The sequence below is a fragment of the Cytophagia bacterium CHB2 genome (genome assembly GCA_030263535.1).
Lineage (GTDB): Bacteria > Zhuqueibacterota > Zhuqueibacteria > Zhuqueibacterales > Zhuqueibacteraceae > Coneutiohabitans.
Map to the genome: position 1 here is coordinate 1 of SZPB01000180.1, position 12,648 is coordinate 12,648.

Here is a 12,648-nt window from a genome sequence, read left to right on the forward strand (position 1 = left end):
CCAGCGTGCGCGTCGGCGTCAATTTTGCGCCGGTGATTCCCGGCTTGAATGATCACGAAATGGCCGCGGTTCTCGCCGCAGCAGCCGAACGCGGCGCAACGCGCGCCGGCATGGTGATGGTGCGCCTCGCCTATGCCCTCAAAGAATTGTTCGCGAACTGGCTTGAAACGCATTATCCCGAGCGCGCCGCCAAAGTGTTGAACGCCATTCGCGACGTGCGCAACGGCCAGCTCAACGATCCCCGTTTCGGTACACGCATGACCGGCGAAGGCGAACGCGCGGAAATGCTGCACCGCATGTTCGAAGTCTGCTGCAAAAAGCACGGCCTCAATCAAATCCGCCGGCCGCTCTCGACTGAGCATTTTCGCCGGCCCTCGGCGCAGCAGGATCTCTTCGCAACAGAATAGCGGATCGTTGGATTGATGGATTTGTTTTCCAACGATCCATTTATCATTACACAGGCGGACGAGCCGCAACCCAAAAGCTTACTGTAAGCGGATTCTTCGAATATAGCAGATAAAGAAATGGCGCTATCCGCTATATTCGTGTAATCCGCTTACAAAAAATCTTTGCTTTTTTGCACAGAATTGGCTTTAAAAAAATTAGGTGAACAATAACCGCAAATATGTCATCGGCGAGGCCAGCGCTTCTTTCGGCATTTCGTTGGCCATCATGCTCGATATCCATTGCGCCACCTCGACGCTCTTTGCCGCTTTGCCCACCACGAGATTTAGCAACGGCTTGATGCGGCCGATGCGCTGCAACATGAAACTGGTTTGCAGCTCGTGGCCAATTTCACCCCACAACAAATTTGCGTACTCGCCCAATCTCTCCGCTGAAAAATTCTGTTCTTCACACGCGGCCGCGGATACCTGCGCCGCCAAATGTCCCGAATAAATCGCATTGCTGATGCCCTCGCCCGAGAACGGATCGATCAGACCGGCGGCGTCGCCCAGCAGCATGAAACCGTTGCCGTGAATTTGGCGGCGCTTGCTGCCCAGCGGCAAATTCCAGCCGCGAATCGCATCTGTAAGCTGCGCGTGCGCGAATCGTTTCTTAAATGTGGGCGACTCAGTAGCCGCAATGTGGGCCTCGCGCAGATTGATCTTGCGTTTGCGAATCTCGGAATGCAGCATGCCGATGCCGACATTGGCCAGCCCCTCCTCCAGCGGAAAAATCCAGAAATAGCCGGGCAGCACATCTTCAACAAAGTGAATCTCGATATAATCTGTCAGCTCGCTGACGCCGCGATAGTAGCCGCGCGTGGCCAGGCACCAATGCCGGGAATCGTGCTCATAAAGGTTCATGCCGCGCGCCACGATGGAGTTGAAGCCGTCGGCGCCCAGCACGAGATTCGCATGAAATTCCTGCGTCTCGCCCGAATTTTGATCGCGACCCGAGACGCCAACGGCACGATCGCCATCCTTGATGACTTGATCGACGTTGAAATTTTCAATGCAATCCGTCGCATTTTTCTTCGCGGCGCGGAACAACACCTCGTCAAACACCAATCGCCGGCAAACGTATCCGTGCACCTGCTTGTTCGAGCGCGGCGGGGTGAAAGAGATGTCGGCGCTCACGCCGTTGGGCGCGGAAAAGATGATGCCGCGCGCCTTTACTTTCGGCGCAGCTTGCAGATCGCTTTCCAAACCCAGCTCGCGCAAGAAGCGCAAGCCCTTGCCGGAAATCGCATCCCCGCAGATTTTGTCGCGGGGAAATTTGGCCTTGTCGAGCAGCAACGTCTTCAAACCGTGGCGGACACAATAGAGCGTGGCGGTCGCGCCCGCCGGCCCGCCGCCCACCACGATTACGTCGTATTCCTCCCTGCGTGTGTTCAGAATCGCCTCCTGATTGTGATTGGAAATGCGCGCTTGCGGAATGATCTGCGACGGCTTGGCCGTCGCATTTTGGTTCGCGCGAAATGGTAACAAGAATTATCGAAATCAGCAAGGCCTTTGAAATGGCGCTTGTTTCGGCGAGGGAATGAATGTATTTTGTGGCACAACAGCCGTTTCCCTTATCCGATTTTTGCCCAAGGAAAAATCGTTTGCAAAATGCCCAAATCTTGATCTCTCTTGCACTTCTCGTGCACGTCCTTTGTAGTCCCGCCCCCTTGTGGGGCGCTATGCCAGAGACAACGCTTGTTTTCGAAGAGCCGCCCACAAGGGGCGGGGGCTACGGAATTCACGGTTTTTGTAGTCCCGCCCCCTTGTGGGGCGCTATGCCAGAGACAAAGCTTGTTTTTGAAGAGCCGCCCACAAGGGGCGGGGACTACGGGAATCCTATTGAAAACGTACAAATGTGCAATTTGCACGAGCCTCCCAATCTGTCATTCCGAAAGAATCTTGTGAAGTTTAGCGTTAGCGCTGAATTGTCACAGGATTCCTTCGGAATGACAAATCGGGAGGGGTATCATTTTCAAGCCAACAACCCACTGGCCGCTTCTTCCAAGCGGGCCAACGCCCAAAGCAAAACACGCCGCGGCCCGCTGCACAGTCACAATCAATTTCCGGTTGCTTTGCCTTTTCTTTCATTCTCCGCGGAACCGGCAGCAACAATGCCAGTGAATCAGCTTCGTGTGGGACTCTCATACGATCGCGCCAATACCTTCGTCAAATCCGGCGGTATTGTGGAGAATCTCGATTCGTCCGGCAATCGCAATCCTTTCACGATCGAAACCGTGCAGCGCATTTTGCAAAACAACCCGAATGCCGATGCGTTTCTGATCGATGCCGAAGTGAATCGCTGGACGCTGCGGCTGGAATATACGCCATTTGAAAAATTCTCTTTGGCAGCAGAGTTGCCAGTGCTGCGCTTTGGCGGCCAGTTTATGGATCCGATGATCGAGCGCTTTCATAAAATTTTCGGCTTTCCCGACGGCGATCGCCCGGATTTTCTGCGACATGATGCCAATGTGTTTTTGTATTTCGATCAGCAGCTTTTCTTTGGAGACAAAAGTGATTTGGCGGGAACAGGGATTGGGGATTTGTCTTTGATTGCGAAGCAACAACTAATCACAGGGAAAAAGCTTCGACCGGCGCTGGCGCTCGCCGCCGGCCTCGAATTACCAACCGGCAACGACATAAAACTCCGTGGCAACGGTTCGTTCGATTATGGTTTCAATGTGTGCGCCTCGTGGGCTTGGCAGCGCAACTGGCTGGATTTGAATGTCGCCATAACCAAGCCCGGTCGTTGGGAGATTTTGCCGGAGCTTGAATTATCTCCGATTTATTTACTGACGTTGAACTACGAACATTCGTTCGGCAAACGCGTTTCTCTTTTGATTCAAGATCGCCACACCACCAGTCCCTTACGCGGCGTGACCGGCGAAGGCATTCGCCGCATGGCGCATGAAATCACTGCGGGGGTGAAGATCGACGGCAGCCACGGTCTGCGCTGGAGCATTGCGGTGACGGAGAATTATGCCTATTTCAACAGCTCACCGGATTTGGGGATGCAGGTGGGGGTGGAAATTCAGAAATGATTAGGTAGAACACGGTGAGGAGGCCCCGTCGGGGCGTCCCTGGTATCTATCATCAACCAGAAACGACAATGTCAATCAAGATTATCATCGGCATCGTCACAATCGCATTGCTGGCGATCATCATCGCGCGTCAATTTGTTCTTGGCAAAAAAATACGGCATTATCAAGCAGACGAAGTTGCGGAGAAATTGCGCAGCGCTTCCCCGCCGGTTTTGCTCGATGTGCGCACAATGGGAGAATTTCGCCGCGGCCATATCGTAGGCGCATTACACATTCCCGTGCAAGAACTGGGCAGGCGTTGGCAGGAATTGGAGGAATTTCGCGCGCGCGAGATTGTGGTCTACTGCGCCACCGGGCCGCGCAGCGTGAACGCAGTCAATATTCTGCAAAAACGCGGCTTCAATGCCGTCAATCTACGCGGCGGGATGAAGGCGTGGCAGGCAATTCAAAATGAATGATCTTGCCAGGGCATTGCACCGGGACGCCCCGACAATGGCATCATTTCCGGTGTTTGGAAAATTCTTCGACGATTTTATCCACCTGTTCGGCAGTCATTCCGCTCGCGCCAAATTTTTGTGCAGCAGGCTCGGGTTGCGTGGAATCGTTTCGGCGAGGCGGCGCAGCCGGGCTTGAGGTGGAGACACCGCTTGCAGAGACGTCCCGGCGGGGCGTCTCTACCGCAATTGGGGCAGCAACTGGCATTGACACATGCGCCACGCCTTTGCGTGAAACCTCGGAGGACAACGCCTTTTGATAAGGGAAGGCCTCGCGGCTGCGCGCTTCCACGGAAACTGAGGGTCGCCAGGCGCCGGTGTCGCGTGGTTTTGCCAGCGGCTTGGTTTCCCATGCCACGCGTTTGATGTTCATCAAATGCACCGGGCCGATGTTGTCGCTGGTGATGTTGCCGCCGTAAGAGCCGCAACCCAAGGTCATGCTGGGATCGAGTTCGGTGGTATATCCCACCGCGCCGATGGCCGTCGGCGAATTGACGATGATGCGAAATGCGGGCTTTTTCAAACCGAATTGCACAATGATGTCACGATCGTTGCAGTGGATGCCGAGCGTGTGGCCGCGGCCGCCGAAGTTGAGCAGTTCCATGCAGCGATCGCAGCCTTTTTGCCAGCCGTCTTCAACATAAAGCGCGAGCACAGGCGAGAGTTTTTCCATCGAGAGCGGATACTGTTTGCCCACGCCCGCGAGCCGCGCCACCAGCACGCGCGTGTCTTCCGGTATCTTGATTCCTGCTGCTTCGGCAATGCGCTGCGGCGCTTGTCCCACCATCTCTCCGTTAATGCGAAATTCCGGCGTGACCAAAACCTTCGCAACTTTGCCGGCTTCGGTTTCATTCAAAAAATAGGCTTTCTGCTTGTTGAGCTCTTCGAGTACGCGATCCGCAACCGGCGCATCAACCACCAGCGCCTGCTCGGAAGAACACAGCGTGCCCCAGTCGAACGTCGTGCCCGCCACCGCATCGGCAACCGCTTTGGGAATATCCGCGCTGCGATCGATGTACACAGGCACATTGCCCGGACCCACGCCGTACGCAGGTTTGCCCGCAGAATAGGCCGCGCGCACAAGGCCGGTTCCGCCGGTGGCGAGAATCACGGCAGTGTCGCGATGGCGCATCAATTCGTTGGTGCCCTCTTGCGTGGGCAATGACAAGCACAAACACAAATCCGGCGGCGCGCCTGCGCTTTCCGCAGCTTTGCGCATCACATGCACCGCCTCTTGCGTGCAATCCTTTGCGCGCGGATGCGGCGACACCACCACGGCATTGCGTGACTTCACGCTGATGATACATTTAAACATCGCGGTGGAGGTGGGATTGGTGGTCGGCACCACGGCCGCAACCACGCCCATGGGCTCGGCAATCTCCAGAATTTTTTTCTTGGTGTCTTCGCGAATGATGCCGACGGTCTTGAGATGCTTGATGCCCTCATAAAGATCACGCGTGGAGAATTGATTCTTGATGGTTTTGTCCGCGACCTTGCCGTATCTGGTTTCATCAACCGCCATGCGCGCGAGACGCTCGCTCGCCTTGAAGCCGGCCTCAGCCATGGCCGCGACCACGCGGTCAACCTGCTCTTGCGAGAATTCTTTGAACTTGAGCTGCGCGGCCTTCGCACGGCTGAGCAGGCTGCGCACTTCCTGCAGAGATTGCAGATCTTGATCGAGGAGAGCGGACATGTTAGCTCCTGAAACTTTATTGTCCAAGCAGTGGCCTGCAAAATGACTTTCAAACAAGAGCATCAAAAAGCCGGTGCTTCAATCCGCGGCGGCATTCATCAGCAACGACCAAGCCATGTGCGGACAAGTAACGCTACCAAATCTAACAAAACTCTTTTGAGTTGCAATATGAACTTTAAACAAATGAGATACAATTTGTGCAAGAAAGAATTCGCCCAGTCACGAGCCTAATGCCAATCCCGTCAGCAAATAATGCACGGCCAGATTGGTGAAATTTCCCCAACGTTGTGCGAATGCGCGAATTGTGTCTTCTGATTGAGATTCCCCATTGAAGTAGAAATATTGAATCGCTTTGCGCACGCCGAGATCACCAGCGGCAATGGCATTGCCGCGGCCAAGTCCGCGCGCCAGCAACCAATCGACCGTCCAGCGTCCGACACCGTGCAGCGGCAGGAGTTGTTCGGCAATTTCCTCGTCGGAGAGGTTCTGCAATTTATAAAGATCAAGCCCGCCGGCATGAATCGCCTTGGCCAGGCCGATGATGTATTCGGACTTTTTCTCGGTGAATTGCAGCGCGCGCAATGAGCTAATACGCACGCGTGATAGTTTTTTCGGCGAGGGGAAGGCAAAATAAATTTGCCCGTTGTAGTGCAGTTTCTCGCCGTAACGCCGCACCAGGCGGCTGCGTACCGTAAACGCAAATTGCAGATTGATCTGCTGCGCGCTGATCGACGTCACCATCATCTCAAAGAGATCGGCTGCCAGCGTCGGCCGGAAGCCGCGATATTGCTGCGTGAGCCGGCGCAGCACCGGATCGCTTTTAGCAAACGCATACAACGCGGTAAGTGGAAATTGCAGACCGAGAAGGTGGCGGGCGATGCGCTCGGCTTCAGCAAGAACTCGCGATGCTTTCGTCGCTGGAAAAATATCATAACAAGCATGATTTGCCTGGGCGAAAAGCGTGAGCAAATGCATACGTGAATCGACGGCAAACACTTTCTTGAGAACCTTGCCATCATATCGATTTGCCGCGTCTTCGCCAAACGCATGATAGCGTCGCAATGTCAGCGGCAAATTGAGTTGGTCACCCAAAGGGAAGAGTTTGTATGGCATTTTTCAATATACCTACACCGGACGAACCGGAATCAAAAAGAGAATCGACGAACCACAGATTTCACGGCGCAGCAAAGCTGCAACCAAAGGTTTTGAAGCCACGGATGAACACGGATTTTCACGGATTTTTTTCCTAACATTTTTTTGAAAAAATCTACGCCGATTTTCAGCCAAGCTGAAAATCGAAGCTCTTCGAGCAGTCTTAAACTCCGCCCACAAAAGTAAAAAACTTTTGTGCGATTTCAATTTTGTGAACAGAATCTTTCAGAATTTTACTCTAACTTTGGGCACCTTATCGCTTAAAGAAAAACCGTTGCGAGTTTGCAGTCGGAAATCATCTTGCTCGCATCCGTGTTTCATCAGTGTGCATCTGTGGCTGAATTCTTCGCTTTTTTGGAGCGATTTTGCTACAAAGGCGCAAACGGAATCAATCTTTGGTAAAATTTTTTTGGAGGATTGGCGAACCGGTTCGCTGCAAGTTGCGACGGAACATCGGCCATTCAAGCAATTGAATTGCGCCATTCGCAGACGGCAACAAATCTCGAATGACGTGAATGCCATTGTGTGCACCCACAACGATTTCGCGCCTGCCGTTGCCATCAAGGTCCACCACCATTGGCGAAGAAGACACCTCCGCACCGCACGACAGCGGAAATCCCGGAATGATTTGGCCGCCAGCATCGAACCCATGCAGCAAACCATCGCCACCGCCAATGATGAGGCCGTAGCGATGTTCATAGAGCATGATGAGGGCGGGCGAGCTGTTGATCTCATAACCCGTGCGCACCGGCCAGCCGAGCAAACAATCGCCGGTGGAATTCCACGCATGCACCGCACCGTCCGTCGTGCCAAAGATGATATCGAGCTTGCCATCGCGGTTGAGATCAACGATGACTGGATTCGAATGAATGCCCTTGCCCACCAAGCGCGGAAACGGCGGCAGCTCACTGCCGTCCAATTGCAAAACGTGCAGAAATCCTGCTTCGTCTCCAGCAATGATTTCGACGCGGCCATCGCCATTCAAATCTGCCAGACTCGGGGAGGCCGGCGCATCCATGGGCAAATGCACGGGAAAATTCGGATACAATTCTCCCGAAAGATGCCAGGCATAAACATAGCCACGACTCGCATCGCCGAGCGTCAAAGTTGTGATGACCAACAAATCCTCATGCCACGCCGGAGTTGCCATGGCCCAGCCCCGCATGCTTTGCGGCCAACCCGGCGCAGGTTTGCCGCGACGATCAAACACATGCATCTGCTCCCGGCCGCCGATGGCGAGCAGAGAATCGGCGATCATCACCGGCGAAGACCAGAGACGATATCCGAGCGCGATTGGAAATCCCGTGACAGCCGAACCGTTGAAATGCCAGCCGTGCAATGCACCATCATTTCCGCCAATGAAAATCTCCGGTTGCTGATCGCCGTCAATATCCCACAACGTTGGCGAAGAAAACACGCCACCGGCAACCGGTTGCGGCCAGTTCGGAAGATCGCGCAGGGAATCATCCACCAAATAGCAAAAGCCGTCAAAGGAAGCAAGGACGATCTCGAGGCGGCCATCGCGATCAAAATCATAAACCGCCGGCGAGGAGACGGTTTCGGCTGAGGTAGCGCGGAAGAGATGATGGGAGGGGAAATCTTCATGATTACAACTGATCAGCGAGAACAACACAATTTTGCCAAATCCGATTACGATAAGTTTGATGAAAGGATTGTTGGGGTTCCGGAGGTTTGCAGAAACAGCTAGCGTATTGTACCATTGAAAATTAAGTCTCCTCCTGTTTGTCATTCTGGAAGAATCTTGTGAAAATTTAGCCCCGGCCCCAAATTTCACATGATTCCTTCTGAATGACAAATTTCTTTTGGGGGTGCAAAATTCATGCATCATAATGATTGAAATACTCCACCATCTCCCACTTCAGCACATGCGGGTGAATATCATAATCCGCGAGTTTTTCCACCGGCAGCCAGGTCACCAGACAGTTGTCTTCCGGCGCCAATGCTTGATCCAGCGGCAAATTTCCCTGATCGGCGGCGGCGAGGAAATACCACTCCGCTTTGCTGGCGCGAAAATAGGGGCCAAAACAATGCTGCAATTCGACGGTGAGGCCAAGCTCTTCTCGTAGCTCGCGCTGTGCCGCTTGTTGAGGAGTTTCATTCGGTTCGATACCGCCGCCGGGAATGCGGTAGAAATATCCGCTTTCCGATTGGCAACGAAAGGTCAACAAACGGCGCTCATGAATCACCGCGGCGCCGGCGCGCGAACGGCCGGGCCGCCAAGGTTCTTGCGATTGAGCAACACGCTCGCCCAGCCAAATGGGGAAACGCGCGGCGCCACCGTTGCCGGTTTTATCGCGCAGCCATTTTTTGAAATGATCCAGCCTGGAGAAATCGCGGCGCACGCACACAAAACGAAACGCCGACGGTTGTTCAAAGATCTCCTCCGTCAAGCCGCCGTAATTATTTGCCAGCTCGGGAACACCTTGCTGCGCATAATACGAGCGGCTCCGTTCGTGCGCTGCCCGCGCCGCTTCGTGTGTTGGATATACCGGCGAATCCATCACCAGCAACTTGCCGCCCGGGCGCAGCACGTTGCTGACTTGCTTAAAGACTTGCGCTAGATCATGAGTATAATGCAAACTCGCATTGGCAACCACGAGATCAAACGAGTTGCCGGCCAACGGCAAGCGTTCCAATTCCGCCTGCGCTGCCATGAAACGCCGTTGCCCGACCGGCAAAGCTGCCAGGCCGTGGGGCCCGGCGTTCACGTCGAGCGCAAATACCTCGTGCTGATCTGCAAGCAGGCGGCTCATCCACCCGCTGCCTGCGCCGATATCCAAAATGCGCAGGTTGCGACTGCCGTAATTTTTCTTCAGCCAATTTTGCAGAAAACGAAACGATTGCGCGCGCAAATGCCACTCATGCTCGTGCTCGCCGGTGAGATCGCGAAACGGCAAATTCAGATAGTAATCCGGCGTCTCGCTGGCCCAGCTTTCGCGCAAGCGCACGGCATCGTATTTTTCACAAAACGAGGCAATTTCGTTCAGGCGCTCGGGAATGATGAGTCGTGGTATGTGATCGTTTATACCGTAGTTGGCGCTGCAATCCCTGCAACGCAGGGCGCGGGAGCCGTCATGCATTGCCAGTAAAAAATGTCCATGGCATTGCGGGCAGCGCAGCACGCCGAGCCAGCGGTAAAGCAGGTTTGATGTGTTTGAGCGAAAAATCAAGAAAATCGTTTCGAGAAAATGTGGTGTGAGCGCGTGGTAATTAAACGATTACTGATTCTTAAAAGCGAAACATCTGCTGTGAAACAAAAAAATGGGACACAGATTTCCACAGATAAAATCGGCGTGAGTCTGTTTTGATGTGTGTCCGGTTATTTTGATTTTAGCACGGCCGGGTTAGGGATTCTGTTTATTTTTTTGCGTTGACGAGTTTTCCAATCCTCCCCTCTGCTCCCGCCGCCCAGCCGGTATTTGTTGATGCCGCAAAACTCAACGTATGAAAACCTTCGGCGCTGAAGCGCGCCCACGTCAGCCCGCCATCGTTCGAATAATCCGAGCCGGAAGGGCCAACGGCAACGAGTAAAGACTGTGTGAGGTAAGCGACACAAGAACGGTATTCCATTGCTGCGGGATTCTTGATCAGCTCCCAGGTTTTACCGCCGTCGCTGGTGAGCGCAGCATTGGCTTGCGCGGCATTTGGCTCCTGATAGTTCCCGCCGACAATCACGCCGTGATTTTCATCCCGAAACGCAATCGAAAAAATACCGGAAGCGGCATTGCCGCTCACGAGCGGCGTTACAGCGACGTTCCAGGTTTTGCCGCGATCCTGCGAATGAAACACGCGCGCAATCGCGCCGCCGGTGGCGATCCAGACATGGCTCTCACCGTGCACGGCGAGATTCGTGCCGCTTGCGGCAAAGCCGTATTCACCTTGCACGACAGCCGGCGCGCTTTCTGCGGGAAGCGGCTGCCAGGTGTTGCCGCCATCGGCGGTGAGCATGACGAACAATTGTCCCGCAACCGGGTCGCCGACCAGAACGCCGTTGTGTTCATCCCAAAACGCCATGCCGTTGAAAAAGCCCTCGGCTGTTTCATTGAGATATTTCAACTGCCAGCTTTTGCCACCATCTTCGGTTTTGTAGATGCGCGAAAGCTCGCCAGAACCAGCGCTCATCAGAATCGCACGTTCGGCATCGAAAGCTTGCACGTCGCGAAAATCCAGGTTAGTGGCGCCGACAACGGAATCAGCAAGCCAGGTCTGGCCGCCGTCAAGTGTTCTGGCAAAACTGCCTTTCGTGCCGCTGACCCACGCGATGTTATCGTTCACGACGCAAATACCACGCAGGGAGGAAGTCAACCCGCTTGATTGGAATTGCCAACTCAACCCGACAGGCTTGGCGTCATGGTCTTGCGCCAACAGTGCGCCCGCGAGGGCAACAGATGAAATGGTGAGAACGATTCTCCGCATCTTCTGTTCCAATCTTGTAGTACCGCCAGCCTGGGCAAGGCAGGATCACGACCGTACACTTATTCTTTAGCCACGGATGAACACGGATTTTCACGGATTTTTTTTCTTGCTCCAGAACAGTCTCTTTCAACCTGAAATCCGCGCAGCTCGGTGTAGATCAGCGGCTAAGCGCCACATTTTAAAAGGGGTCTGACAGCGAAAGCACTGGCTATATTTACCCAAAAGACGAGAAGAATTCCACGGCCAAGCCGTGGAAGAACTCCCAAACACACTCCATCACTCCATCACTCCACCCATCCATCACTCCACCACTCCAGCTTTCATCCCGCCTTCACCAGCGTCAAGCTTGCCAGCACGAACGGTATGTAAACCAATCCAAGCGGATTGCCTTCTTGCAGCAGTTTCAAGCGAGCGCGGCGCACCGCCTCGCCGATGGGAACGCCATTGAAAAAATGTTCCAGGCATTCTTCGCCAAAGGCACAGGCGAGCGGCTCGAAGATGGTGATTTCGGTGCCAATCACGCCGGCGGCATGCGCATCTTCGATAAAACCGCTGACCAGGTTCAACGTTTGTTCCGGCGAAAGCGCGGTGGTGTGGCAGCCGTTCAAAAACACCAGCGGCTTGATCTTATCCCATTTGATGTCATACGCTTCGAAATTGTCGCGTGTGATGCCCTGCGTGTTTTGCGGATCGCCGACGAGCAGATACGGCACATTCCAAACCGGATGCATGCCGCCGTGGCAGTAGAAATAAATCACGTGGCCGGGCTTCTCTTTCATCATTTGCAGGGCGTCATCGCGGGTTTCCGCGTAACTCCATCCCAACCCCTGGCGCAACGCCTGCAATTTTTCCACGTGTTTCTTGCGCAATTTGAACGCTTGATCGGTGCTGACCGCCACGCTCATCGATTGCGTTCCCTCGTAAGTGAGCTTCATCGCCGCCGGCGCCTCACTTTTGCCGATCGACACCGGCAAACCGATATTGTGGCGGTAGCCCCAAAAGCCGCTGGGACAAATGACATCAAGTTTGCCGCGGCTGGCGCAGTCGCCTTGAAAACATTTCATGTCGAGAAGATTTTGTGAGGCTTGCAGCGCGGTAAGAAAATCCGGGCAAAGCGTGTACTTTTCGAGCGGTAGATTGGAATCGAATTTGTAATCATACAACATGGCCACGGGAACCACGTGTTCCGCGGACTCTTTGCTGGCGATTTGCACGAAGCCGGGTTTGCGCATCAATTCTTCCAAAGCTTTGACACGCTGGTCGATTTCTTCCGGCGTTTGTGCGTCACCGGCCAGGCGTTTGCGAATTTCGACATAAAAACGATAACCCTGCGCCGCCATCATGATCATATCGTCTCTCAGGCGTTTGAGGTTTTCCTCGCGTGTGCC

At 54.2% G+C, this 12,648-nt stretch carries 9 protein-coding genes; 2 read left to right on the plus strand and 7 right to left on the minus strand.

All coding sequences use genetic code 11. The annotated features are described in order from the left end of the window. Positions 1-602: 602 nt before the first annotated feature. On the minus strand, positions 603-1,931 hold the full coding sequence (locus FBQ85_17005) for a geranylgeranyl reductase family protein (protein ID MDL1876846.1): 1,329 nt from the start codon (positions 1,929-1,931) through the stop codon (positions 603-605). A gap of 56 nt (positions 1,932-1,987) precedes the next feature. Between FBQ85_17005 and FBQ85_17010 the strand changes: the two genes are divergently transcribed. Beyond that, the gene (locus FBQ85_17010) at positions 1,988-3,484 is read left to right on the plus strand and encodes a DUF3187 family protein (protein ID MDL1876847.1); all 1,497 of its coding nucleotides are present in this window, start codon (positions 1,988-1,990) and stop codon (positions 3,482-3,484) included. Positions 3,485-3,552: 68 nt separating this feature from the next. Further along, positions 3,553-3,942, plus strand: coding sequence for a rhodanese-like domain-containing protein (locus FBQ85_17015; GenBank protein MDL1876848.1), 390 nt, complete (start codon positions 3,553-3,555; stop codon positions 3,940-3,942). Between the two features lie 40 nt (positions 3,943-3,982). On the opposite strand, the gene FBQ85_17020 is transcribed toward FBQ85_17015, so the two are convergent. The 6 genes from FBQ85_17020 to FBQ85_17045 form a co-directional block, all read right to left on the minus strand. Next, entirely contained in the window at positions 3,983-5,671 is a 1,689-nt protein-coding gene (locus FBQ85_17020; GenBank protein MDL1876849.1) for an aldehyde dehydrogenase family protein, read from the minus strand. A gap of 219 nt (positions 5,672-5,890) precedes the next feature. Then, positions 5,891-6,784: a DNA-3-methyladenine glycosylase 2 family protein gene (locus FBQ85_17025; GenBank protein ID MDL1876850.1), complete on the minus strand. Its 894-nt coding sequence runs from the start codon at positions 6,782-6,784 to the stop codon at positions 5,891-5,893. Between the two features lie 427 nt (positions 6,785-7,211). Further along, positions 7,212-8,672, minus strand: a complete 1,461-nt coding sequence (locus tag FBQ85_17030; GenBank protein ID MDL1876851.1) for a VCBS repeat-containing protein — start codon at positions 8,670-8,672, stop codon at positions 7,212-7,214. Continuing rightward, complete coding sequence (locus tag FBQ85_17035) at positions 8,662-10,014, minus strand: methyltransferase domain-containing protein (protein MDL1876852.1); 1,353 nt, start codon at positions 10,012-10,014, stop codon at positions 8,662-8,664. The genes FBQ85_17030 and FBQ85_17035 overlap by 11 nt, the downstream gene beginning before the upstream one ends. Positions 10,015-10,201: 187 nt before the next feature. Further along, complete coding sequence (locus tag FBQ85_17040; protein MDL1876853.1) at positions 10,202-11,212, minus strand: glycosyl hydrolase; 1,011 nt, start codon at positions 11,210-11,212, stop codon at positions 10,202-10,204. A 368-nt stretch (positions 11,213-11,580) separates the two neighbouring features. Then, entirely contained in the window at positions 11,581-12,609 is a 1,029-nt protein-coding gene (locus FBQ85_17045) for a hypothetical protein (protein MDL1876854.1), read from the minus strand. Between the last annotated feature and the right edge of the window lie 39 nt (positions 12,610-12,648).

Coding starts and splice junctions, on each gene's coding strand:
- FBQ85_17010 (MDL1876847.1), top strand. CDS start 1,988: ATGTATTTTGTGGCACAACAGCCGTTTCCCTTATCCGATTTTTGCCCA.
- FBQ85_17015 (MDL1876848.1), top strand. CDS start 3,553: ATGTCAATCAAGATTATCATCGGCATCGTCACAATCGCATTGCTGGCG.
- FBQ85_17020 (MDL1876849.1), bottom strand. CDS start 5,671: ATGTCCGCTCTCCTCGATCAAGATCTGCAATCTCTGCAGGAAGTGCGC.
- FBQ85_17025 (MDL1876850.1), bottom strand. CDS start 6,784: ATGCCATACAAACTCTTCCCTTTGGGTGACCAACTCAATTTGCCGCTG.
- FBQ85_17030 (MDL1876851.1), bottom strand. CDS start 8,672: ATGATGCATGAATTTTGCACCCCCAAAAGAAATTTGTCATTCAGAAGG.
- FBQ85_17045 (MDL1876854.1), bottom strand. CDS start 12,609: ATGATCATGATGGCGGCGCAGGGTTATCGTTTTTATGTCGAAATTCGC.